Consider the following 24,429-nt stretch of genomic DNA (forward strand, 5'->3'; position numbering starts at 1 on the left):
CTTTTCAGGTCGCCTTTTTCATTTGGGGTATGCCTGCAAACCACAACAAAGCTTGAGTGAAAGTGATTGGGAGGGAACAATATGTTACTTCGTGTTTCCAATTGAGATTCATTCATGATTGCCCCGTCCCGTTTCCTGGCCTGGCTGATAGCGCCAGTGTTTGCCTTGTGCAGCTTGAACCTGCTGGCCGACACGGTGGAAGGCGCACCGCAAGCCCTGCATTTACTCGACTACATTGGTGCGGATTACCCGCAAGCGGTGCAGGCAGGCAAGGTCGTCAACGAATCCGAATATCGCGAGCAACTGGAGTTCGTCCAGGCCCTGCAAGGTTTGGTGGCCGCCATGCCAGCCAAACCGGAAAAGGCCGGGCTGGAGCAGGGCATCAGCGCACTGCGTAACGCGATTGCTGCGCGTCAGGACGGCGCTGACGTTATCCGCCAGGCGCGGCAGCTCGGGGCGAAGCTGGCCGTGGCCTATGAAGTCAGCCAGGCCCCGATCATTACCCCGGACCCGACCCGTGGGGCGCCGCTGTACGCCCAGCATTGCTCGGTGTGCCATGGTGATGCCGGGGCGGGTGATGGCCCGGCAGGTGTCGGTCTGACGCCGCCACCGGCCAATCTGCGCGATAACGCGCGTCTGGATCACCTGAGTCTCTACGCGATCTACAACACCCTGGGCCTCGGGGTCGAAGGCACCGACATGCCAGCCTTCGCCGATCAGCTGGATGATCGTCAGCGTTGGGACCTGGCCAGCTATATCGCCAGCTTCAGTGTTGACCCGGCGACGGCCAAGGCTGAAAAGACCTACAACATCGCCGACCTGGCTCGTCAGACCCCGGCCGAAGTACAGGCCGCCGAAGGCCTGCAAGCCGCCGCGACCTTCCGTTCCCAGCGGGCGCAACCGCCGCAGGTCAAGCGTGGCCCGGCGCAGCTGCTCGACTACACCGCAGCCACTCTGGACAAGAGCATCGCGGCGTATCGTGCCGGTGAGCATGATCAGGCTTATGACTTATCGGTAGCGGCGTATCTGGAAGGCTTCGAGCTGGTTGAGAGCTCGCTGGATAACATTGACGCCAACGTGCGTAAAGACACTGAAAAATCCCTGATGGCCTACCGTCAGTCGTTGCAGGACGGCTTGCCGGTGAGCGAGGTCGAGCAGCGCCTGGACGTGGCCAAGGACAAGTTGAAGGCATCGGCCGGCCTGTTGGGCAACGAGGGTTTGAGCTGGTCGCTGAGTTACATTTCCGGCCTGCTGATTCTGCTGCGCGAAGGTCTGGAAGCGATTCTGGTGCTGGCGGCGATCCTTGCTTTCCTGCGTAACACGGATCAACAGGCGGCCGTGCGCAGCGTTAACGTCGGCTGGGGCCTGGCGTTTGTGGCGGGGCTGGGCACCTGGGCGCTGGCAGCCTATGTGATTGATGTCAGCGGTTCACAACGCGAGTTGCTGGAAGGCGCGACGGCGTTGTTTGCCAGCGTCATGGTGCTGTGGCTGGGCGTGTGGATGCATGACCGTCGTCACGCGGCGGCCTGGCAGGATTACATCAAGACCAGCCTGGTGGGCGGCGGCGGGCGTTTCGGTTTTGCGACCCTGGCGTTCTTCTCGGTGTATCGCGAGCTGTTCGAAGTGATTCTGTTCTACGAAACCCTGTGGTTGCAGGCAGGGCCCGCGGGGCACAACGCGGTGCTGGCCGGTGGGGCCACGGCGCTGGTGCTGCTGGTCGGCCTGGCCTGGGTGATTTTGCGCGGCTCGGCGAAGCTGCCGCTGGCGCTGTTCTTCAGCATCAACGCCGGTCTGCTGTGCGCCTTGTCGGTGGTGTTTGCCGGGCATGGCGTGAAAGCGCTGCAGGAAGCCGGGATATTCGGCACGCGGCCGGTGCCGTTCTTTGATTTCGAATGGCTGGGGATCCATGCCGATGCGTATTCGCTGAGCGCCCAGGCTGTGGCGATCATTGCGATTGTCGTGTTGTATGGTCGTAGCCGGGTGGTTGAGAGGCAGCGGGTGCAGGTTTCCTGAAAAGCATTCGCTGCGCTCACATTCGCGGGCAAGCCCGCTCCCACAGGATTGGGTATAACCTTTGGGAGCGAGCCTGCTCGCGATTTTTTTGGATGGGGAATATTTGATGCGTGTGTGGATCGATGCCGACGCCTGCCCGCGGGCAGCCAAGGATCTGGTGGTGAAGTTCGCCCTCAAGCGCCAGTTCGAAGTGGTGCTGGTGGCCGGGCAGCCGCAGACCAAACCGGGGCTGGCACTGGTCAAGCTGATCGTGGTGCCGAGCGGACCGGATGCTGCGGACGATTATCTGGTGGAACACGCGGTGCCCGGTGAGCTGGTGATCTGCAGCGATGTGCCGCTGGCCGATCGTCTGGTGAAGAAGGGCGTGGCAGCGCTCGACCCACGGGGCAAGGAGTTTGACGCGCAGAACATGGGCGAGCGGCTGGCGGTTCGCAACCTGTTCACGGATTTGCGCGAACAGGGGCAAATGGGTGGTGGACCGGCGCCGTTTGGCGACCGTGAGAAGCAGGCGTTTGCCAATGCGCTGGACCGGATTTTGACCCGGCTCACACGCAAAGCCTGACCTTTGCCAAGAACCCTGTGGGAGCGGGCTTGCTCGCGAATGGGCCAGTACATTCAACATTAATGTTGGCTGTCACACCGCTTTCGCGAGCAAGCCCGCTCCCACATTCTTGAACCGTGTCAGGCGTCGTTTTCGTGGGTCAGTTCGAGCACGCGGTCCACGAGTTTGTTGATGCCGGACGCCGCTTCACTGATCGATTGCGCCAGCATGTAAGCCGGTGTGCTCACCAGTTTGCGCGCCTTGTCCTCGACGATGTCACTGACCGCGCAATCGGTATGGGTCGCGCCCATCTTGTTCATCGCGGCAGCGGTGTCGGTGTCGTTGCCAATGGTGCAGGTGACGCCAGGTCCGTAGATCTTTGCCGCCAGGGCAGGGGAGATGCACATCAACCCCACTGGTTTGCCGGCCTCGGCAAATGCTTCGGTCAGTGCCAGAACATCCGGTTGAACGGTGCAGCCGGCGCCTTCGATGGCGAAGCTGGACAGGTTCTTGGCCGAGCCGAAGCCGCCGGGCACGATCAGCGCATCGAACTCATCGACGTTCGCGTCTCGGATATCCTTGATGTTGCCCCGGGCAATCCGCGCCGACTCCACCAGCACGTTGCGCGATTCGGGCATTTCTTCGCCGGTCAGGTGGTTGATCACATGCAACTGCGCGATGTTCGGTGCGAAACACTGCACCTGGGCACCGCGCTGGTCCAGGCGTAGCAGGGTGATGACGCTCTCGTGGAGCTCGGCGCCGTCGTACACGCCACAACCGGAAAGGATCACTGCAACTTTTTTGCTCATGGGCTTTTCTCCAGATTCATGGCGTTAAATGTCCACTAATTTGTCCTGCGTTGCCATAGGGTTAATTCACCGCTGCACATAGCATCTGTCCTCAAGATTCCGATCAGGGCGCGTCATGGACTTCATTCTGTATGCGGTGCCGTTTTTCTTTGTGCTGATCGCCGTCGAGCTGCTGGCCGACCGTTGGCGCGGGGTAAGCAATTATCGGGTGGCGGACGCGATCAACAGCATCAGTACCGGCGTGCTGTCGACCACCACGGGTCTGTTGACCAAGGGTGTGGGGCTGGTGACCTATGCCTTCGCTCTCAAGCACCTGGCACTGTTCGAGCTGTCGGCCGACAGCGTCTGGACCTGGGTGTTTGCCTTTGTCTTCTACGATTTCTGCTACTACTGGCTGCACCGCATGGGCCACGAGCGCAACATCCTCTGGGCCGCCCATTCGGTGCATCACCAGAGCGAGGACTACAACCTGTCCACGGCGTTGCGCCAGACCAGTACCGGATTCCTGTTGAGCTGGATCTTCTATCTGCCGATGGCGGTGTTCGGCATACCGCTGCTGGTGTTCGTCAGCGTCGCGGCGCTGAGCCTGCTGTACCAGTTCTGGGTGCACACGCGGCACATTCCCAAGCTTGGCTGGTTCGAATGGTTCTTTGTCACGCCGTCCAATCATCGGGCTCACCATGCGCAGAACGCTCTCTACATGGATCGCAACTACGGCGGCGTGTTCATTATTTGGGACCGCCTGTTCGGCTCGTTTCAGGAAGAGGACGACAACGAACCGGTGATCTTCGGCGTGACCACGCCACTGGCGAGCTGGAACCCCGTGTGGGCGAACGTGCAGTTCTACGCGCAGTTGTGGGCAGATGCGCGGCGTGCCGAAAGCACCTGGGACAAGCTGCGGATCTGGTTCATGCGCACTGGCTGGCGCCCGGCGGACGTGGCGGCCAGATACCCGATGAAAAAGCCGGACCTGAGTCATTTTCGCAAATTCGAGGTGGCGCTGGACGGGCGTCAGCAGCTCTACGTCCTCTTGCAGTTCTGCGTCTACATCGCGCTGGGCAGTTACTTGATGAGTCTTGAATCGAAGCTGCCAGTCGCCGCCCTGGTGTTGGGCTGGGGAGCGCTGGCGTTCGGTCTGTTTGTGCTGGGCGTGGCCCTGGAGAATCGCCCGTGGGCGTTGAAGCTGGAGCTGCTGCGGCTGGCGTCGAATCTGCCATTGGTATGGCTGGCCCCGATGATGGGGCTGTGGCCGGCCGGCGCGGTGGGCTGGGTCGGCCTGCTCAGCTACAGTCTGTTGAGCGGCATCGGTCTCTACTGTTGCAGAAACCGCATCACTCGGTTGGCGTCGTAGGGCCTTCGGTGCTGGTCCGCGTAGCTTTCAGGGCTTGTTCGTCGGCGTAGACCTGTTTGGCCAGGCGGGCATTCTTGAAGCGCCGACGCAGCCACAGCACGAAGCCCAGGACCAGCAGCGCACCGAGCACCCAGAGTTCATACTTCTTCACACTGCCGAGCATGCCTTCGAGCACTGCGCCGAAATGGTACGCGGCGGCCGCCAGGGCTGTGGCCCAGATCGCTGCGCCAATGCCGTTGAGCAGCAGGTAACGGCCCGGCGGATAGCCCGACAGCCCAATGGCCACCGGCATGACCGTGCGCAAACCGTAGACGAAGCGGAAACTCAGTACCCAGATGTCCGGGTGCTTGCGAATGTGTTCCAGTGCCCGGTCACCCATCATCTGCCAGCGGGGTTTGCGCGCCAGCAGTTTGCGGCCGTGCTTGCGTCCAAGGAAATACCACAGCTGGTCGCCGGCATAGCTGCCGAAGAAGGCCACGACCACCACCAGGTTGATGTCCATGTATCCACGGAACGCGAGGAAGCCCGCGAGTACCAGGATGGTTTCGCCTTCGAAGAACGTGCCTAGAAAAAGGGCAAAGTAGCCGAAGTCATGCAGAAATTGTTGGAGCATTGTCTGGGTGCTGGCGAAATGAACGCGCAGCCTAACCCTTCGGACACATTCAGGAAAGTGTCCAAATGTGTCTCGACGTGAACATTTCCTACAACGACAATGGAATGCGGCTACCTGTCACAGGGGTGCACACAATTGTAATACGTTCGTCATAATGGCCGCTTATAACTGTCACGCTCGCCCGTAAGCGCGGGCTCAGGAGTCTGCCGTGAGCTTTACCCCCGCCAATCGCTTGTTCCCCGCAACCCGCCTGCGCCGCAATCGTCGTGACGACTTCTCGCGTCGCCTGGTCCGTGAAAACGTCCTGAGCGTCGATGACCTGATCCTGCCGGTATTCGTGCTGGACGGTGAAAACCGTCGCGAAGCGGTGGCTTCGATGCCGGGCGTTGAACGCCTGACCATCGACCTGTTGCTGGAAGAAGCAGCCAAGTGGGTCGAACTGGGGATTCCGGCGCTGGCGCTGTTCCCGGTGACACCCGCGGAACTCAAGTCGCTGGACGCCGCCGAAGCGTGGAACCCGCAAGGTATCGCCCAACGCGCGACCCGTGCGCTGCGTGCGCGATTCCCTGAGTTGGGCGTGATCACCGACGTTGCCCTGGACCCGTTCACCACCCACGGCCAGGACGGCATTCTTGATGAAGAAGGCTACGTGCAGAACGACATCACCGTCGACGCACTGGTCAGGCAAGCCCTGTCCCACGCCGAAGCCGGCGCTCAGGTCGTGGCGCCGTCGGACATGATGGACGGTCGCATCCAGGCGATCCGCGAAGCCCTCGAAGTGGCCGGTCACGTCAACGTGCGGATCATGGCCTACTCGGCCAAGTACGCCAGCGCCTATTACGGCCCGTTCCGCGATGCGGTCGGTTCGGCGCTGAACCTGGGCAAGGCCAACAAGGCCTCCTATCAGATGGACCCGGCCAACAGCAACGAAGCCCTGCACGAAGTGGCGGCGGACTTGTCAGAAGGTGCAGACATGGTCATGGTCAAGCCAGGCATGCCGTACCTGGACATCCTGTGCCGGGTAAAAGAAGAATTCAAAGTGCCGACGTTTGTTTATCAAGTCAGCGGCGAATACGCCATGCACATGGCGGCGATCCAGAATGGCTGGTTGAGCGAAGGGGTTATCCTCGAGTCCCTGACCGCTTTCAAACGTGCAGGGGCTGATGGCATCCTGACGTACTTTGCCGTTCGTGCCGCTCAATTGTTACGAGAGCAAAAATAGCCCTCCCAGGAACATTCGATGAATACCGAAGTACTCACTGAAGTTGCCGTAAAAGACGCTCAACCTGTGGTGGAGCAAGTCGACGAGACCCCGCCGGAGCTGGAGCCAGCTCCGCCCGCGGCGGTCGTCGAAACCGCCGCGACAGCGCCAGCGCCAGCGCTGGCCATTCCCGGCCTGGATGACAGCAGCCTGTACATCCACCGCGAGCTCTCGCAACTGCAGTTCAACATCCGCGTGCTGGAGCAGGCGCTGGACGAGTCCTACCCATTGCTGGAGCGGCTGAAGTTTCTGTTGATCTTTTCCAGCAACCTGGACGAGTTCTTCGAGATTCGCGTCGCCGGCCTCAAGAAGCAGATCACCTTCGCCCGTGAACAGGCCGGCGCCGATGGTCTGCAACCGCATCAGGCGCTGGCGCGCATCAGCGAACTGGTCCACGGTCACGTCGATCGCCAGTACGCGATCCTCAACGACATTCTGTTGCCGGAGCTGGAAAAACATCAGGTCCGCTTCATCCGTCGCCGTAACTGGACGACCAAGCTCAAGACCTGGGTCCGCCGCTATTTCCGCGACGAGATCGCACCGATCATCACCCCGATCGGCCTCGACCCGACGCACCCGTTCCCGTTGCTGGTGAACAAGAGCCTGAACTTCATCGTCGAGCTCGAAGGCATCGACGCCTTTGGTCGCGATTCCGGTCTGGCGATCATCCCGGCGCCACGCCTGCTGCCGCGGATCATCAAGGTGCCGGAAGAAGTCGGTGGCGCTGGCGACAACTATGTATTCCTGTCGTCGATGATTCACGCTCACGCCGATGACCTGTTCCAGGGCATGAAGGTCAAGGGCTGCTACCAGTTCCGCCTGACCCGGAACGCTGACCTGGCGCTGGACTCCGAAGACGTCGAAGACCTGGCCCGCGCCTTGCGCGGCGAATTGTTCTCCCGTCGCTATGGCGATGCAGTGCGTCTGGAAGTGGCCGACACGTGCCCGAAACACCTGTCCGACTACCTGCTCAAGCAATTCAACCTGAGCGAGACGGAGTTGTATCAGGTCAACGGTCCGGTGAACCTGACGCGGCTGTTCAGCATCACCGGCCTGGACAGCCAGCGCGAGCTGCAATACCTGCCGTTCACCCCGCAGATTCCGAAACTGCTGCAGAACAGCGAGAACATCTTCAGCGTGATCAGCAAGCAGGACATCCTGCTGCTGCACCCGTTCGAGTCGTTCACCCCGGTGGTCGACCTGCTGCGCCAGGCCGCCAAGGACCCGCACGTGTTGGCGGTGCGCCAGACCCTGTACCGTTCCGGCGCCAACTCGGAAATCGTCGATGCGCTGGTGGATGCGGCGCGTAACGGCAAGGAGGTCACGGCAGTGATCGAATTGCGCGCGCGGTTCGACGAGGAATCCAACCTGCAGCTGGCCAGCCGTCTGCAAGCGGCCGGTGCGGTGGTGATCTACGGTGTGGTCGGCTTCAAGACCCACGCCAAGATGATGCTGATCCTGCGTCGCGAGGCCGGAGAGATCGTGCGTTACGCGCACCTCGGCACCGGTAACTACCACGCCGGCAACGCCCGCCTGTATACCGACTACAGCCTGCTGACCTCCGACGACGCCTTGTGCGAAGACGTCGGCAAACTGTTCAGCCAGTTGATCGGCATGGGTAAAACGCTGCGCATGAAGAAGCTGCTGCACGCGCCGTTCACTCTGAAAAAGGGCATGCTCGACATGATTGCCCGGGAGACCCAGTTCGCCCTCGACGGCAAACCGGCGCACATCATCGCCAAGTTCAACTCGCTGACCGATCCGAAGATCATCCGCGCGTTGTACAAGGCCAGCCAGTCAGGTGTGCGTATCGATCTGGTGGTGCGTGGCATGTGCTGCCTGCGGCCGGGCATTGCCGGGGTTTCCCACAACATCCACGTGCGTTCGATCATTGGCCGCTTCCTGGAACACACCCGGGTCTTCTACTTCCTCAACGGTGGCGACGAGCAGATGTATCTGTCCAGTGCCGACTGGATGGAACGCAACCTCGACAAGCGCGTCGAGACTTGCTTCCCGGTGGAAGGCAAGAAGCTGATCATGCGGGTCAAGAAAGAGCTGGAGTTGTATCTGACCGATAACACCCACAGTTGGAGCCTGCAGTCGGACGGTCGTTACATCCGTAACACGCCGACCGGCAACCAGAACCCGCGCAGCGCCCAGGCGACATTGCTGGAGCGTTTGGGCAGCCCGATCCTGGCGGTTCGTTAACGCCAGCAACCTGTGGGAGCGAGCTTGCTCGCGATAGCGGACGGTCAATCAACACATTGTTGCCTGACACACCGTCATCGTCGGATCGCCGCCCGGAGCAAGCTCGCTCCCACAGGGTTAGTTGGCGTTTGCAGAATCGCAGACAAAAAAAGGCCTTCCGAAGAAGGCCTTTTTCAATTTCAGCGAGCGGTCAACACGATGTCGACCCGGGTCAGCCATTGCGCTTCAATTTCGAAGTCGGCCTGAGTCAGCTGGTTTTCGTCCAGCCAGTTTTCCGGGAACACCACTTCCAGGTGGTTGCCATTGGCGTTCAATTCCACCTGGGGCATTTGCTGGGTGCCACGGATGTGGTGGAACAGGATCGCAAAGCGCAGCAGCGCGCACAGGCGAATCAGCTTGATGCCGTCGTCGCCGAAATCGGCGAACCTGTCCTTGGGAATGTTGCGGCGGTGACCGCGTACCAGCAGCGCGAGCATCAACTGGTCTTCGCGGGAGAACCCGGCGAGGTCCGAATGCTCGATCAGGTAGGCGCCGTGCTTGTGGTACTGGTAGTGAGCGATGTCCAGGCCCACTTCATGGACCTTGGCCGCCCAGCCGAGCAGTTCGCGCCAGACGCCGTCTTCCAGATCCCAGTCCTCGGCCACCTGATCGAATGCATGCAGCGCCTTGCGCTCGACCCGTGCCGCCTGTTCCTGATCGACGTGGTAGCGCTCCATCAGCGAAGTGAGGGTGCGTTCGCGCACGTCTTCGTGATGATGGCGGCCCAGCAGGTCATAGAGCACGCCTTCGCGCAGGGCGCCTTCGCAGTGATCCATGCGTTGCAGTTCGAGGGCGTCGAAGATCGCTTCGAGGATCGCCAGACCCGCCGGGAAAATCGTCCGGCGATCCGGTTTGATGCCTTCGAAATCGATTTTTTCGACGTCGCCCATCTTGATCAGTTTGCGCTTGAGCCAGGCCAGGCCTTCGGCGTTGACCTCGCCGGTGCCGTGGCCGCCAGCCTTCAGCGCCAGACCGATGGCGCGGATGGTGCCCGAGGAGCCGATGGCTTCATCCCAGGTCAGGCGGTGCAGGGCGTGTTCGATGCTCATGATCTCCAGCCGTGCCGCGGTGTATGCCTGGGCGTAACGGGCCGGGGTGATCTTGCCGTCCTTGAAATAGCGCTGGGTGTAGCTGACGCAGCCCATCTGCAGGCTTTCGCGCAGCAGCGGTTCGAAGCGCTGGCCAATGATGAATTCGGTACTGCCGCCGCCGATGTCGGCCACCAGGCGCTTGCCCGGGGTGTCGGCGAGGGTGTGGGACACGCCGAGGTAGATCAGGCGCGCTTCTTCACGGCCGGAAATGACTTCCACCGGGTGACCGAGAATTTCTTCGGCGCGATGGATGAATTCGGCGCGGTTGCGGGCTTCACGCAAGGCGTTGGTGCCGACGATGCGAACGGCGCCGGTGGGCATACCGCTGATCAGTTGGGCGAAGCGCTTGAGGCAGTCGAGCCCGCGCTGCATCGATTCTTCGTTGAGATGGCGTTCTTCGTCGATGCCAGCGGCCAGCTGAACCTTCTCCCCGAGACGCTCGAGAATTCGGATCTCGTCGTTCTGGGACTTGGCCACGACCATGTGAAAGCTGTTGGAGCCCAGGTCGATTGCGGCGATCAGGGACAGATTCTTGGCTTGGGATTGCGGCATGGTCAGGGGTCTCGGTCGATAACCTCGACATCGTGCCACGATCAAAGGCTGCCGCCAACGCGTAGGTGACCGCTTCGCGGTCAATCGCGAGCAAGCTCGCTCCCACAGGGTTCCAAGGTTGCCTCTAATCCTGCGACCGGCGCAGGCCCCATGTGGGAGCGAGCTTGGTCCGGGCGGCGTTCCGACGATGACGGCCTCGCTGGCGCTGAAGCTCTGTCAGCCCGCCGCCTCAACCGTCCCGATGAAATTCGCCAGCTCCGCCGTCTGCGGGTTGGCGAACAGTGCTTTCGGATCCCCAACCTCATGCACCTTGCCCTGGTGCATGAACACCAACTTATCCCCAACCTCCCGGGCGAAGCGCATTTCGTGGGTGACCATGATCAGCGTCATGCCCTCCCTGGCCAGTTGCCGGACCACGCTCAGCACTTCATTGACCAGTTCCGGGTCCAGGGCCGAGGTGATTTCGTCGCACAGCAAAACCTTCGGCGACATCGCCAGTGCCCGGGCAATCGCCACCCGCTGTTGCTGCCCGCCGGACAGCCGATCAGGGAAGGCATCGAACTTTTCCCCCAGCCCGACTCTTTCCAGCATCTGCCGCGCCAGTTCGGTGGCCTTGGCTTTCGGTACTTTCTGCACCACTTGCGGCGCGAGCATGACGTTTTCGCCGACGGTCAGGTGCGGGAACAGGTTGAACTGCTGGAACACCATGCCGACTTTCTGCCGCAGGCTGCGCAGATCGGCGCGGGCGGCGTCGAGGTACTCGCCGTCGACTTCGATCACGCCGTCGTTGATCGACTCCAGGCCGTTGAGGGTGCGCAGCAGGGTGGACTTGCCCGAGCCGCTGCGACCGATGATCGCCACCACCTGGCCTTCCTCGATGCTCAGGTCGATGCCTTTGAGCACATGGTGATCGCCGTAGTATTTATGCAGGGCGGAAATTCTAAGCAGAGGCATGCAGTCTCCTTTCCAGGTAGTGCGCACTGAGCGACAAGGGGTAGCACAGCAGGAAGTAGCCGAGGGCGACGAGGCCGTAGACCATGAAGGGTTCGAAGGTGGCGTTGGCGAGCATGCCGCCGGTCTTGGTCAGTTCGGTGAAGCCGATGATCGAGGTGACGGCGGTGCCTTTGACCACTTGCACCGAAAACCCCACCGTCGGCGCCACGGCAATGCGCAGGGCCTGCGGCAGGATCACGTAGCGCAGTTGCTCCAGTGGGTTCAGCGCCAGGCTCGATGAGGCCTCCCACTGACCGTTGGGAATCGAATCGACGCAACCGCGCCAGATCTCCGCCAGATAAGCGCTGGTGAACAACGTCAGTGCAATCGCCGCCGCCATCCACGGCGAAATCTCTATCCCGGCCAACGCCACGCCAAAAAACACCAGGAACAGCTGCATCAATAGCGGTGTGCCCTGAAACAGTTCGATGTAGGTGCGGGCGAAACTGCGCGGCAGGGGTTTTTTCGAGATGCGCATGACCATGATCAGCAAGCCGATCAGCCCGCCGCCAATGAACGCCACCAGCGACAGCGCCAGCGTCCATTGCAGGCCCGTGAGCAGGTTGCGCACGATGTCCCAGAAGGTGAAGTCGCTCATCGGCTGCTCCTTGCAATGAAGCGGTGGCCGATCCAGTTCAGCAACTGGCGGATCAGCAGCGCCATGCACAGGTACAGCAGTGTGGTCAGGGCGTAGGTTTCAAAAGCGCGGAAGTTGCGCGATTGAATGAAGTTGGCAGCGAAGCTCAGCTCTTCGGTGGCGATCTGCGAGCAGACTGCCGAACCGAGCATGACGATGATGATCTGGCTGCTCAGGGCCGGCCAGACTTTGCCCAATGCCGGCAGCAGCACCACATGACGGAACGCTTCGAAGCGCGTCATCGCCAGTGCCGCCGCAGCCTCCAGCTGACCCCGGGGGATCGCCTGGATGCCGGCGCGGATGATCTCGGTGGAATAGGCGCCGAGGTTGATGACCATCGCCAGCACCGCCGCCTGCCATTCGGAAATCTGCACGCCCAGGGACGGCAAGCCGAAGAAGATGAAAAACAACTGCACCAGGAATGGCGTGTTGCGGATCAACTCGACGTAGACCGCGAAAATCCCCGCGAAAGGCCGGATGTTCCACGCCCGCACCAGCGCCCCGACGATGCCCAGCCCCACGCCGAGCAAAGCGCCGATGGCGGTCAGCTCAAGGGTGAACAACGCACCGCGCAACAACAGGTCGGTGTTGTTCACCACCGGCAGGAAATCGAACTGATAAGCCATAAAACGTCTCCAGCGCGCCGAATCAGAGATCGGCCGGCAGCGGTTCTTTCAGCCAGGTCAGGGCGTTCTTTTCCAGCGCGCCGTCACTCTTGGCGGTCACGAGGATCTGGTTGACCTTGTCCAGCAGCGCCGGCTCGTTCTTGTTGACGCCGACGTAGACCGGCGAATCCTTGAGCTTCACTTTCAACGCCGGCACGCGTTTCGGGCTCTTCTCGCTGATCGCGACCATCACCACGTTGCCGCTGGCGATCAGGTCGACTTGCCCGGCCAGGTACGCGGCAATGGTCGAGTTGTTGTCTTCGAAACGCTTGATGGTCACGCCTTCGGGGGCGACCTTGGTCAGCTCGATGTCTTCGATGGCGCCACGGGTGACGCTGATGGTCTTGCCCTTGAGATCGTCCAGGCCTTTGATGTCAGCGTCTGGCGGACCGAACACGGCGAGGTAGAACGGCGCGTAGGCGCGGGAGAAGTCGATGACTTTTTCGCGCTCCGGGTTCTTGCCGAGGCTGGAGATCACCAGGTCGACCTTGCCGGTGGTGAGGAACGGGATGCGGTTGGTGCTGTTGACCGGGGTCAGTTCGAGTTTGACCTTGAGCTGGTCGGCCAGCAGTTTCGCGGTGTCGATGTCGAGGCCGCGGGGTTTCATGTCCGGGCCGACCGAGCCGAAGGGCGGGAAGTCCTGGGGCACGGCGACCTTGAGGACGCCGCGCTTGACCACATCCTCCAGACCGTCGGCGTGGGCGGGTGCCTGGCTCAGCATCAGGCTGGCAAACAAGGCTGCGAGGAGGGCGCTGTAACGCTGGGTCATGGCAAATCTCCGGATCGGCAATAAGTGATTTCTGCGGATCGACAGAGCATGGGCCATGCCAACATAGGGTTTTGGGGGCGCCAGAGCGCGGTTTTGCTGGCGTCGCACGGTCTTACTGGTCTGAACAGTCAGGCTGCGTTTCGCACCCCGATGGCGCAGCCGTGAAAATCATCGAACCCCCATGGGGCACGACTTGCCGGGCGTCGCGAATAGCTTTACAACTGAGCGCACATTGGCCTGGTTCGTCTGGAAAACCATGAACTCGATCTCCCGCGCCGTACCTGAAGTGGCGCTGCAAGCCATCCGCAAACTGATTACCGAACAGGGCTTCGGGCCGGGGGATGCCTTGCCCTCGCAACGGGACCTGGCGGTGCAATTGGGGGTTAGTCGGGCGTCGTTGCGCGAGGCGTTGTCATCGCTGAGTGCGCTGGGCGTCATCAGCATCCAGCCGGGCAAAGGCGTGTTCGTGCAATCGCCTGTGGAGTTGCCGCGAGGCGATGCGGCGCCGGGCTGGCCGTTCGCGGCGCAGGCTTCACCGCTGGACATCTTTCAGTTGCGCTATGCGCTGGAAGGTTTTGCTGCGGGGTTGGCGGCCGTAACCTTGAGTACCGACGAACTCGATGTGCTGGAAGACAATGTCGCCGCCATGCGCAACGAACTGAAGTCCGGCGACTTCGAAGCCGCGGCCCGCCTGGATTTCGAATTCCACCGCCGTATCCTGCTGGCCAGCGGCAATCAGGCGATGCTGAGCATCCTGACCGCCAGCGCCGACATCTTCCTGGAGAGCCAGAAGCTACCGTTCATCCGGGTCGAGCGGGCCATGGAAACCTGGCAGGAACACCGCAAAATCCTTCGTGCGCTGGCTCGCCGAGCGTCTGGCGCCGCGCAAAAGGCCATGCAAGAGCACGTACGCAATGCCGCATTGCGCACCGGAATCGCGTTCATCGCTCCCGTCACTTCATGACCTGAGCTATACCCAAACTCATGAATCACCATAGCGAGACTCAATCATCTGCACCTTCCTGAACGAGGGAAGGGCAGCTATGATGGGCCACGTTTTTTTGCTTACAACCTGGAGAATTCCATGAGCAGCGATCTTATCAAACACGTTAGCGACGCTAGCTTCGAGGCCGACGTACTCAAGGCCGAAGGCGCTGTACTGGTCGACTACTGGGCTGAATGGTGCGGCCCTTGCAAAATGATCGCTCCGGTTCTGGACGAAATTGCCGAGACCTACAAAGGCAAGCTGACCGTTGCCAAGCTGAACATCGACGAAAACCAGGAAACCCCGGCCAAGCACGGCGTGCGCGGTATCCCGACCCTGATGCTGTTCAAGAACGGCAACGTTGAAGCGACCAAGGTCGGCGCACTGTCGAAGTCGCAACTGGCTGCCTTCCTCGACGCCAACATCTAAGCGTCGCTGCAAAGTATCCTGAAAAAGCCCCGCAAATAGCGGGGCTTTTTGCGTATTCAGGGCTAGACGCTCCTAAACTCAGGTGGTACATTCGGCCCCGCACTGGTTTCTCCATTGCCCCCTGCTAGCCGTCGCCGACGCACTCCTTTTCGAATAAGTACGCGATCCTGTCGCCTTCTCCGCGGCGCGGCCTCATTAAGCCAAAAGCTTAATTTCCCCCCTCCATAAATGATTACGTCATTCCTATATGAATCTGACTGAACTCAAGCAAAAGCCGATTACCGAACTGCTCGAATTGGCCGAACAGATGGGCATAGAAAATATGGCCCGTTCGCGCAAGCAGGACGTGATTTTCTCCCTGCTCAAGAAGCACGCGAAAAGCGGTGAGGAAATCTCCGGTGATGGCGTGCTGGAGATTCTCCAGGACGGCTTCGGCTTCCTGCGCTCCGCTGACGCTTCCTATCTCGCCGGCCCAGACGATATCTACGTCTCGCCGAGCCAGATCCGTCGTTTCAACTTGCGCACCGGTGACACCATCGTTGGCAAGATCCGCCCTCCAAAGGAAGGCGAGCGTTATTTCGCGCTGCTCAAGGTCGACACGATCAACTACGACCGTCCGGAAAACGCGAAAAACAAGATTCTCTTCGAGAACCTGACCCCGCTGTTCCCGACCGTGCGCATGAAAATGGAAGCCGGTAACGGTTCCACCGAAGACTTGACCGGTCGTGTCATCGACCTGTGCGCCCCGATCGGTAAAGGCCAGCGCGGTCTGATCGTTGCACCGCCGAAAGCGGGCAAGACGATCATGCTGCAGAACATTGCCGCGAACATCGCGCGCAACAACCCTGAAGTTCACCTGATCGTGCTGCTGATCGACGAACGTCCGGAAGAAGTAACCGAAATGCAGCGCACCGTGCGCGGCGAAGTGGTTGCCTCGACGTTCGACGAGCCGCCAACCCGCCACGTGCAGGTTGCCGAAATGGTGATCGAGAAGGCCAAGCGCCTGGTCGAGCACAAGAAAGACGTGGTGATCCTGCTCGACTCCATCACTCGTCTGGCTCGCGCCTACAACACCGTGATCCCGAGCTCCGGCAAAGTGCTCACCGGTGGTGTCGATGCCCACGCCCTGGAGAAACCGAAGCGTTTCTTCGGTGCTGCGCGGAACATCGAAGAAGGCGGCTCGCTGACCATCATCGCCACCGCGCTGGTTGAAACCGGCTCGAAGATGGACGAAGTGATCTACGAGGAATTCAAAGGCACCGGCAACATGGAACTGCCGCTGGATCGCCGTATCGCTGAAAAGCGCGTCTTCCCGGCCATCAACATCAACCGTTCCGGCACCCGCCGCGAAGAGTTGCTGACTGCCGACGACGAGCTGCAGCGCATGTGGATTCTGCGCAAGCTGCTGCACCCGATGGATGAAGTGGCTGCCATCGAGTTCCTGGTCGACAAGCTGAAAACGACCAAGACCAACGACGAATTCTTCCTGTCGATGAAGCGCAAGTAACATCGCCCGTTGAGTTCAAGAGAATGGCGCCCCGGTGGGGCGCCATTTTTTTTGCCCGCATTTTTTGCCCAGGCCATGGGAGGTTTTTGATTGGCCAAGGTCAGTTGGTTAGCACTTCAACCAGCCGCGTTAGCAGTCATCTCCGGGGGTGATGCTCAAGCGCGCTGAAAACAACGATCTGACTGGTTTTATGTTTATGAGCTCACTGGCTTATCGAAGGGATATCGACGGCTTGCGCGCAGTGGCGGTGATCGCTGTCGTGCTGTTTCATTTTGGCGTTCCGGGGTTTACCGGCGGCTTTGTCGGCGTGGACGTGTTTTTCGTGATTTCCGGTTTCCTGATCACGTCGATCATCTGGAATCAGCGTCAGGCCGGGCAATTCAGCTTCGTCGATTTCTGGGCCCGGCGTGCGCGGCGGATTTTGCCGGCGTTGTTCGCGATGATCATCGCGGTGCTGGCGGTCGGCTGGCTGTTGCTGGCGCCGAAGGATTACGAAGAGCTGGGGCGTTCGGTGCGTTACCAGGTGATGTTCGTGTCCAACATCCTGTTCATGCGCCAGGACGGCTATTTCGATATCGCCTCCGATCTTAAACCCCTGCTGCACACCTGGTCGCTGGCGGTGGAGGAGCAGTTTTACATCGTCTTCCCGTTGCTGCTGACACTGCTGTCGAGCCGTCTCAAGCATTGGCGACTGGCACTGTTCGGCGTATTGCTGCTGTCCTTTGGCTTGAGTGTGTGGGCCGTCGCCCATCATCCGGAAAAAGCCTTCTTCCTGTTGCCTATGCGTGCGTGGGAGCTGTTGGCCGGTGCGATGCTGGCGGTCGCGCCCAGGCATGGGTGGCGTCTCAAGCCGATGGCGGCGCAGTGGCTGAGCCTGCTCGGCATGCTGTTGATCCTGTTGGCGGTGTTCGGTTATGACAAGGCCACGCCATTCCCGGGCGTTGCGGCGTTGCTGCCGGTGCTTGGCGTGGTGCTGCTGATTCTGGCCAATGGTCATCGTGAAACCTGGGTTGGTCAGTTTTTGAGCAGTCGGATAATGGTCGGCCTCGGCCTGATTTCTTATTCCTGGTACTTGTGGCACTGGCCGGTGTTCGTATTCTCCAGCTATGCCAGCGTCGGTGAACCGAGTGCTGTCGACAGTACCGGGTTGATTTTGCTGACGCTGTTGCTGGGTTATCTGTCCTGGAAATTCGTCGAGACCCCGTTTCGTGAGCGTCGCCTGCTCGCCGGGCGCCGGCAGATTTTGCTGGCCGGTGCCTGCGGTGTCCTGGTGCTCGGCCTGGCCGGGCAGACCTTGCGCTGGACCGACGGCTTGCCGTGGCGTCTGTCTGACCAGGCCCTGCAATACGCCAAGGCTCGCGAATGGCGGCCGGAACTGATGGCCTGCCTGGCCGATGACAAGACGCCGGATGACAAGTTGTTCTGCCGTTATGGCGTGCAAAACCGCCTGCCCCCAGCGCTTGTCTGGGGCGATAGTCATGCCACGGCGTTGATTCCGGTTTTCGACGAGGGGGCCAAGGCCCATGGTGTCAACGTGATGCTTGCCAGTTCTGCTGGTTGTTTGCCTGTCGAAGGCCTGGAGCACGATGCGCGTTGTGCGCGGTTCAATCGGCGCCTTGAACAGGCCTTGAAGCCGCAAGCTGTCAGCGATGTGGTGTTGGTCGCGCACTGGAGCCTGTACCTCTACGGCGATGGCAAAGGTGATCTGGATCACGCTCTGAAAAGCGCTGACGGGCATTACGACCGCGCTAGTGCCGAACAACGTCTGGCCGATGGCTTGCGTACCCGGGTCGCGCAATTGCGTGCCGGCGGGCATCGGGTGTGGCTGGTAAAAGAGGTGCCGTTGCAGGCCTTCAGCCCGCCGTATCGCCTCACCCGTCTGGCAATGCTGGACCGTCCGGTCGACGATGTTGGGCTGGCGCTCGCAGAGCATCACAAGCGCCAGGCATTCATCAGTCAATTGTTCGCACAACTGGCGCAAGATCCGGCGGTACAGGTGGTGGATCCGGCGCCGAGGCTATGTGATGCGAGTGGCCTGTGCCGCGCCGAACGCGGCGGCTACTCGTTGTACACCGATGACAATCACCTCTCGGAGGTGGGAGCGCGGTGGGTGGCGCCGATCCTCGAACCGCTGTTTGTCAGTCTGCAAGCCAGGGCAAACCCGGGGAAACCGCAGGTGAATGCATCCAGATAAGCAGCGATAAGCTGCCAGCGGCCGGCAGAGCAGGTAGGATGTACGCCTATTTTTCGGGTGCCATCATCAATGAAATTCAAGGATCTTCGGGATTTCGTGCAGCAGCTTGAGCAGCGCGGAGAGTTGAAACGCATCCAGATCCCCGTCTCTCCAGTGCTGGAGATGACCGAGGTGTGTGATCGCACGCTGCGTGCCAAAGGCCCGGCGCTGTTGTTCGAAAAGCCGACAGGCTATGACATCCCGGTGCTCGGCAACCTGTTCGGTACCCCCGAGCGGGTCGCCATGGGCATGGGTGCCGAGTCGGTCAGCGAGCTGCGCGAGATCGGCAAGCTGCTGGCGTTCCTCAAGGAACCCGAGCCGCCGAAAGGCTTGAAGGATGCCTGGTCCAAGCTACCGATATTCCGCAAGATCATTTCGATGGCGCCGAAAGTCGTCAAGGACGCGGTGTGCCAGGAAGTGGTCATCGAAGGCGACGACGTCGACCTGGCCATGTTGCCGGTGCAGACCTGCTGGCCGGGCGACGTCGGTCCTTTGATCACCTGGGGCCTGACCGTCACCAAAGGCCCGAACAAGGATCGCCAGAACCTCGGCATCTATCGTCAGCAGGTGATTGGCCGCAACAAGGTCATCATGCGCTGGCTGAGCCACCGTGGCGGCGCGCTGGATTACCGCGAGTGGTGCGAAAAGCACCCGGGCCAGCCGTTCCCGGTTTCCGTGGCCCTGGGCGCTGACCCGGCGACCATCCTTGGTGCCGTGACCCCGGTGCCTGACAGCCTTTCCGAATATGCCTTCGCAGGCCTCCTGCGCGGTAACCGCACCGAGTTGGTGAAGTGCCGGGGCAACGACCTGCAAGTGCCGGCCACCGCCGAAATCATCCTCGAAGGCGTGATCCATCCGGGCGAGATGGCCGATGAAGGTCCGTACGGCGACCACACCGGTTACTACAACGAAGTCGATAGCTTCCCGGTGTTCACCGTCGAGCGCATCACCCACCGGATCAAGCCGATCTACCACAGCACCTACACCGGCCGTCCGCCGGATGAGCCGGCGATCCTCGGCGTGGCGTTGAACGAAGTGTTCGTGCCGATCCTGCAGAAGCAGTTCCCGGAGATCACCGATTTCTACCTGCCGCCCGAAGGCTGCTCGTACCGCATGGCCATCGTGACCATGAAAAAGTCGTATCCAGGCCATGCCAAGCGGGTAATGCTGGGTGTCTGGTCGTTTTTGCGACAGTTCATGTACACCAAGTTCGTTATTGTCACCGACGACGATATCAACGCCCGGGACTGGAACGACGTGATCTGGGCCATCACCACGCGCATGGACCCCAAGCGCGACACGGTGATGATCGACAACACGCCGATCGACTACCTCGACTTCGCCTCGCCGGTTTCCGGCTTGGGGTCGAAAATGGGCCTCGATGCCACGCATAAATGGCCGGGTGAAACTACCCGCGAATGGGGTCGAGTCATCGTCAAGGACGATGCCGTGACCCAGCGGATCGATGCCATCTGGAATCAGTTAGGAATAGATTGATGCGTGTAACCTTGCAGCCCTCCGGAGCAGTGCTTGAGATATTGCCCGGCGAGCGGATTCTCGATGGCGCACGACGTCTGGGCTACGAATGCCCGCAAAGCTGCCGCAACGGCAATTGCCACGTGTGCGCGGCGTTGCTGGTGGAAGGCCGGGTCGAGCAGGCCGGCAATGTGCGTGACCATGGCGAGTTCTACACTTGCATAGCGGAGCCGCTGGAAGACTGCATCGTGCTGTGGGATGGTGTGCTCGCGCTGGGAGAACTGCCGGTGCGCAGCGTGTCGTGTCAGGTCATTGAGTGCAAGGAGGTGGGCGGCGACACCTGGCGCGTGCGTCTGCGGGCTCCGGCCGGCAAACCACCGCGCTACCACGCCGGCCAGTACCTGATGATCGAGCGCGAGAACGGCGAAAAGTCCGCCTTCTCCCTCGCCTCGGCCCCGCATGCGGGGCGCGACCTGGAAATCCACGTACTGGCGCGCGAATCCAGTGCGCTGAGCCTGATCGAACAGCTCCAGCGCAACAGCATGGTGCGGGTCGAGTTGCCGTTTGGCGATACCCACCTGGAGGAGTTGCCGGACGGTTCTCTCGTGCTGATCGCCGCTGGTACCGGCATGGGCCAGATCCACAGTCTGATCGAGCATTGCCGGGCCTCGGGTTTCAAGCATCCGGTGCATCTGTATTGGGGCGTGCGTCGTCCTGAAGATTTTTATCAAATCGAACATTGGGACGAATGGCTGAAGCTGCCCAACCTGTTCCTGCACAAGGTCGTCAGCGATCAATGCGGCTGGGAAGGGCGGTGCGGCATGTTGCATGAGGCGGTCTGTGAAGACTTCCCTGACCTCAAGCCGCTGCATGTGTACGCCAGTGGCTCTCCGGCCATGGTCTACGGCACGCTGGATGCGCTGGTGGAAGCGGGGATGGACGCTCACCAGATGCGTGCCGATGTGTTTGCCTACGCACCGCGCTCTTGAGCCTGGATCCTGATGCTGCTCCCCCTGTAGGAGCGAGCTTGCTCGCGATGGAGGTCAACGATAACGCTTGCAGTCTGGAGGAGCGCGTTGACCTTGAGTGCATCGCGAGCAAGCTCGCTCCTACAGGTTTATAACTCTATATATAGCCAATCGGCATTTATAAACTTCTATAAATGTCGGTAGGTTATATGTCATTCAGGCATTTAAATAAGTCCGGTGCCATGGCATTCAAATTGCCTTAAAACTTATGTGCCTTATTGTTACAGCTGTGCGTTCTATTAAGTAATTCTTCACCCGCGGGGAGCTGAACGCTATTCGCCATGAGCGCCATTGAATCTGCTTTTTTGAATCTGGCTTATCCTCCGCGGCTCGATCTGGGGCCGCAGCTCACGCACGAACAATTGCTCAGCTCGATGCAGTCGACCATGGCGCGCCACAAGGGTGGGCCGGTCTGGTTGTTTGCGTATGGTTCGCTGATCTGGCGCCCTGAATGCACGGCGGTTGAGCGAGTTCGCGGCCGGGTGCATGGCTATCATCGCGGGTTGTACCTGTGGTCCCACGAACATCGTGGCACACCGGAAATGCCCGGCCTGGTGTTTGGCCTGGATCGCGGCGGTTCTTGCAGCGGTTTCGCCTATCGCTTGCCCGAAGAGCAACTCGAAGCCTCGCTGTACGCACTTTGGCAGCGCGAGATGCCTTTCCCTTCCTACCGCCCGCACTGGCTCAACTGCCGTCTCGAAGATGGCAGCCAGGTTCAGGCATTGGGATTCGTTCTGGAGCGACATCTGCCCAGCTATGCCGGCAACTTGCCGGACCATGTGCTGAGCCATGTGTTCGAAAACGCCTGCGGGCGCTACGGCACCACTCGCGACTATGTCGAGCAGACCGCGCACGCCCTGCGCAGCCACGCCATGCCAGACCGGAATCTGGAGGCGCGACTCAAGCGCTGTAAATCAACGGCCGATCAAGCGAGTGCTTCGCGGCCCTGACTGGCGATTTGTTTGTGCCGTAGCGTCGGGGCCAGGAAGGCCATCGCCAGCAGGCAGGCGCCGACCAGCAACACGAAACCGCCGTCCCAGCCGAAATGGTCCACGGTGTAGCCCATCGCTGCACTGGCCGCGACCGAACCGCCCAAGTAACCGAACAGACCGGTAAAGCCCGCCGCCGTACCGGCAGCTTTCTTCGGTGCCAGTTCCAGCGCCTGCAGGCCGATCAGCATCACCGGGCCGTAGATCAGGAAGCCAATGGAAAGCAGCGCGATCATGTCGACCATCGGATTGCCGGCCGGGTTGAGCCAGTAAACCAGCGTCGCGACCGTCACCAGCGCCATGAACACCATGCCGGTCAGGCCACGGTTGCCACGGAAGATCTTGTCCGACATCCAGCCGCACAGCAGCGTGCCCGGAATACCTGCCCACTCGTAGAAGAAGTACGCCCACGAGGTTTTATCCACGGTGAAACCCTTGGCTTCCTTGAGGTAGGTCGGCGCCCAGTCCAGCACGCCGTAGCGCAGCAGATAGACAAAGACGTTGGCCAGGGCGATGTACCAGAGCATTTTGTTGCGCAGCACGTATTTGACGAAGATTTCCTTGGCGCTGAATTCCTCTTCGTGGCTGGCGTCGTAGCCTTCCGGGTAGTCGTTCTTGTATTGCTCGATCGGCGGCAGGCCAACCGATTGCGGGGTGTCGCGCATGGTCACAAAGGCAAACACCGCTACTGCCAGCGCCACGGCTGCCGGCACGTAGAACGCGGCGTGCCAGTCATTGAACAGGCCCATGCCGAGCAGGAACAACGGGCCGATCAGGCCGCCGCCGACGTTGTGCGCCACGTTCCACACGGACACCACGCCGCCACGTTCCTTCTGCGACCACCAGTGCACCATGGTCCGGCCACTCGGCGGCCAACCCATGCCCTGGGCCCAGCCGTTGATGAACAGCAGAATGAACATCATGGTCACGCTGGACGTCGCCCAGGGCGCGAAACCGAAAACGAACATCACCCCAGCCGACACCAGCAGGCCGAACGGCAGGAAGAAGCGCGGGTTGGAACGGTCGGACACCAGGCCCATGAGGAACTTCGACAGACCATAGGCAATCGCGATGGCGGACATCGCCAGGCCCAGCTGACCACGGGAGTAGCCCTCGTCGATCAGGTACGGCATGGCCAGGGAGAAGTTCTTGCGCAGCAGGTAGTAACCGGCATAGCCAATGAAGATGCCGGCGAAAATCTGCCAGCGCAGGCGTCGGTAGGTGCTGTCTATTTTTTCTTCAGGCAATGGAGCCTGATGTGCGGCAGGACGAAAGAAAGCAAACATTCAAGAGCTCCAGATTTCTTGTTTTGACTGCGGATACGAATGTTACAGTTTCGTTACCGAAAATAGCACCGGTTCTCATCGGCAAAACAGCGGAAATGTTGGATATCGCGCGTTCCTTTATGAACGTGTCGCTCAGATGTAAGTGAGGGGCGTTGTAGGAAGCGTTACCTGTTTGGTTAGCAGGCGCTTGATGTGCCTGAAATAGGGCAGGTCTTTAGGAAAGGTCCTTCGTTTAAAGCAGAAGTCATGGCGTTATGCCGAATGACCCAGCGCTTTAACCTTTGTGCCGTTGCCAGGTCTGGCGTTGCAGGCGAAGGGAGAGGGACATGCGGTGGTGGGTATGCATGGTGGTGTTGGTGGCGTCCCTGGATGTCAGGGCCGGGGAAGTGTTCCTGATACCCGAGAATAATCCCAAGCCGGTTTATCCGGTGGCGCTGCATCGGGCGGGTGTCACCGGCATGGTGCGTGTCAGCATGACTGTGAAGGCCGATGGATCAGTCAGTAATACCGTGATTGCGCAAAGTGCACATCCCGAACTCGAAGAGGCGTCATTGGCCGCAGTCAACCAATGGCGATTCAAGCCGTGGACAATTACCAAGGATCAGCCTGCGCAAATCATCGTGGTCGCACCTATGGAATACAGGCTGGACAGAGAACATCCCTTCCACGTCAACAAGGAATTGGAGCGTCTGAAATGCAGCGCTATCGCACGGGCATCGTTGAACATCGCCACTTCCTCGTGGGTGGACCTGCCGGTTTTCAGCTGGCCCCGCAGTTACCTGACCCACTCGCTTTCACCGACGCAATTGCCGGAAGAGAAGCGTCTGGCGCTGATTGCCAAGCTCAATGCCAGCGTCCCTTCGATTGTGCAGCGCTGTAACGCACATCCGGCGAGCCGGTATGTGCGGTTTTTGCCGGAGGAGATTCGGGTGTTGCTTTGACGGCAAAAAAAGC

At 60.5% G+C, this 24,429-nt stretch carries 21 protein-coding genes; 13 read left to right on the forward strand and 8 right to left on the reverse strand.

Annotated elements, in window-relative coordinates:
- The first annotated feature begins 114 nt into the window (after positions 1–114).
- Complete coding sequence (locus KGB28_RS07580) at positions 115–2,013, forward strand: cytochrome c/FTR1 family iron permease (protein ID WP_223443877.1); 1,899 nt, start codon at positions 115–117, stop codon at positions 2,011–2,013.
- A gap of 106 nt (positions 2,014–2,119) precedes the next feature.
- Complete coding sequence (locus tag KGB28_RS07585; RefSeq protein ID WP_223443879.1) at positions 2,120–2,575, forward strand: YaiI/YqxD family protein; 456 nt, start codon at positions 2,120–2,122, stop codon at positions 2,573–2,575.
- Positions 2,576–2,694: 119 nt separating this feature from the next.
- Here the strand turns inward: KGB28_RS07585 and elbB are convergent, their stop codons facing one another.
- On the reverse strand, positions 2,695–3,363 hold the full coding sequence (gene elbB, locus KGB28_RS07590) for an isoprenoid biosynthesis glyoxalase ElbB (RefSeq protein ID WP_008048662.1): 669 nt from the start codon (positions 3,361–3,363) through the stop codon (positions 2,695–2,697).
- A 115-nt stretch (positions 3,364–3,478) separates the two neighbouring features.
- Between elbB and KGB28_RS07595 the strand changes: the two genes are divergently transcribed.
- Positions 3,479–4,714 (forward strand): sterol desaturase family protein, encoded by a 1,236-nt coding sequence (locus KGB28_RS07595; protein WP_223443881.1) that lies wholly within the window; start codon positions 3,479–3,481, stop codon positions 4,712–4,714.
- Here KGB28_RS07595 and KGB28_RS07600 read toward each other — a convergent pair.
- The gene (locus tag KGB28_RS07600; protein WP_150757487.1) at positions 4,695–5,327 is read right to left on the reverse strand and encodes a DedA family protein; all 633 of its coding nucleotides are present in this window, start codon (positions 5,325–5,327) and stop codon (positions 4,695–4,697) included. The two genes, KGB28_RS07595 and KGB28_RS07600, sit on opposite strands and share 20 nt — an antisense overlap.
- A 208-nt stretch (positions 5,328–5,535) precedes the next feature.
- Here KGB28_RS07600 and hemB point away from each other — a divergent pair, with 208 nt between their 5' ends.
- Complete coding sequence (gene hemB, locus KGB28_RS07605; RefSeq protein WP_223443883.1) at positions 5,536–6,549, forward strand: porphobilinogen synthase; 1,014 nt, start codon at positions 5,536–5,538, stop codon at positions 6,547–6,549.
- A gap of 18 nt (positions 6,550–6,567) precedes the next feature.
- Positions 6,568–8,796 (forward strand): polyphosphate kinase 1, encoded by a 2,229-nt coding sequence (gene ppk1, locus KGB28_RS07610; protein ID WP_223443885.1) that lies wholly within the window; start codon positions 6,568–6,570, stop codon positions 8,794–8,796.
- 179 nt (positions 8,797–8,975) lie between these two features.
- Here the strand turns inward: ppk1 and ppx are convergent, their stop codons facing one another.
- From ppx to KGB28_RS07635, 5 genes are all read right to left on the reverse strand, one after another.
- Positions 8,976–10,478 carry an exopolyphosphatase gene (gene ppx, locus KGB28_RS07615; protein ID WP_223443886.1) on the reverse strand — a complete coding sequence of 501 codons (1,503 nt, stop codon included), beginning with the start codon at positions 10,476–10,478 and terminating at the stop codon, positions 8,976–8,978.
- A 216-nt stretch (positions 10,479–10,694) separates the two neighbouring features.
- The gene (locus KGB28_RS07620; RefSeq protein ID WP_223443888.1) at positions 10,695–11,432 is read right to left on the reverse strand and encodes an amino acid ABC transporter ATP-binding protein; all 738 of its coding nucleotides are present in this window, start codon (positions 11,430–11,432) and stop codon (positions 10,695–10,697) included.
- The gene (locus KGB28_RS07625) at positions 11,419–12,069 is read right to left on the reverse strand and encodes an amino acid ABC transporter permease (protein WP_223443890.1); all 651 of its coding nucleotides are present in this window, start codon (positions 12,067–12,069) and stop codon (positions 11,419–11,421) included. The genes KGB28_RS07620 and KGB28_RS07625 overlap by 14 nt, the downstream gene beginning before the upstream one ends.
- On the reverse strand, positions 12,066–12,734 hold the full coding sequence (locus tag KGB28_RS07630) for an amino acid ABC transporter permease (RefSeq protein ID WP_095945540.1): 669 nt from the start codon (positions 12,732–12,734) through the stop codon (positions 12,066–12,068). Before KGB28_RS07630 ends, KGB28_RS07625 begins: the two co-directional genes overlap by 4 nt.
- A gap of 22 nt (positions 12,735–12,756) precedes the next feature.
- Positions 12,757–13,542: a transporter substrate-binding domain-containing protein gene (locus KGB28_RS07635; RefSeq protein WP_008048680.1), complete on the reverse strand. Its 786-nt coding sequence runs from the start codon at positions 13,540–13,542 to the stop codon at positions 12,757–12,759.
- A gap of 256 nt (positions 13,543–13,798) precedes the next feature.
- Between KGB28_RS07635 and KGB28_RS07640 the strand changes: the two genes are divergently transcribed.
- The 7 genes from KGB28_RS07640 (at position 13,799) to KGB28_RS07670 (ending at position 22,150) form a co-directional block, all read left to right on the forward strand.
- Positions 13,799–14,506 (forward strand): FadR/GntR family transcriptional regulator, encoded by a 708-nt coding sequence (locus tag KGB28_RS07640; protein WP_046039540.1) that lies wholly within the window; start codon positions 13,799–13,801, stop codon positions 14,504–14,506.
- A 120-nt stretch (positions 14,507–14,626) separates the two neighbouring features.
- Positions 14,627–14,956: a thioredoxin TrxA gene (gene trxA / locus KGB28_RS07645; protein ID WP_003206727.1), complete on the forward strand. Its 330-nt coding sequence runs from the start codon at positions 14,627–14,629 to the stop codon at positions 14,954–14,956.
- A 247-nt stretch (positions 14,957–15,203) separates the two neighbouring features.
- Entirely contained in the window at positions 15,204–16,463 is a 1,260-nt protein-coding gene (rho, locus tag KGB28_RS07650; protein WP_046039047.1) for a transcription termination factor Rho, read from the forward strand.
- 196 nt (positions 16,464–16,659) lie between these two features.
- Positions 16,660–18,657, forward strand: a complete 1,998-nt coding sequence (locus KGB28_RS07655; RefSeq protein WP_223443892.1) for an acyltransferase family protein — start codon at positions 16,660–16,662, stop codon at positions 18,655–18,657.
- Positions 18,658–18,726: 69 nt separating this feature from the next.
- Complete coding sequence (gene ubiD, locus KGB28_RS07660) at positions 18,727–20,193, forward strand: 4-hydroxy-3-polyprenylbenzoate decarboxylase (protein ID WP_008048693.1); 1,467 nt, start codon at positions 18,727–18,729, stop codon at positions 20,191–20,193.
- Positions 20,193–21,161 carry a CDP-6-deoxy-delta-3,4-glucoseen reductase gene (locus tag KGB28_RS07665; RefSeq protein ID WP_223443894.1) on the forward strand — a complete coding sequence of 323 codons (969 nt, stop codon included), beginning with the start codon at positions 20,193–20,195 and terminating at the stop codon, positions 21,159–21,161. The genes ubiD and KGB28_RS07665 overlap by 1 nt, the downstream gene beginning before the upstream one ends.
- A gap of 320 nt (positions 21,162–21,481) precedes the next feature.
- The gene (locus KGB28_RS07670) at positions 21,482–22,150 is read left to right on the forward strand and encodes a gamma-glutamylcyclotransferase (protein WP_223443898.1); all 669 of its coding nucleotides are present in this window, start codon (positions 21,482–21,484) and stop codon (positions 22,148–22,150) included.
- Here the strand turns inward: KGB28_RS07670 and glpT are convergent.
- Positions 22,126–23,475, reverse strand: a complete 1,350-nt coding sequence (glpT, locus tag KGB28_RS07675; protein ID WP_223443899.1) for a glycerol-3-phosphate transporter — start codon at positions 23,473–23,475, stop codon at positions 22,126–22,128. The two genes, KGB28_RS07670 and glpT, sit on opposite strands and share 25 nt — an antisense overlap.
- A gap of 344 nt (positions 23,476–23,819) precedes the next feature.
- Here glpT and KGB28_RS07680 point away from each other — a divergent pair, with 344 nt between their 5' ends.
- Positions 23,820–24,416, forward strand: coding sequence for an energy transducer TonB (locus KGB28_RS07680; protein ID WP_317853293.1), 597 nt, complete (start codon positions 23,820–23,822; stop codon positions 24,414–24,416).
- Positions 24,417–24,429 lie beyond the last annotated feature (13 nt).

Origin of the sequence: Pseudomonas sp. BF-R-19 (assembly GCF_019956445.1) — a bacterium.
In the GTDB taxonomy this organism is placed as follows: domain Bacteria; phylum Pseudomonadota; class Gammaproteobacteria; order Pseudomonadales; family Pseudomonadaceae; genus Aquipseudomonas; species Aquipseudomonas fluorescens_BH.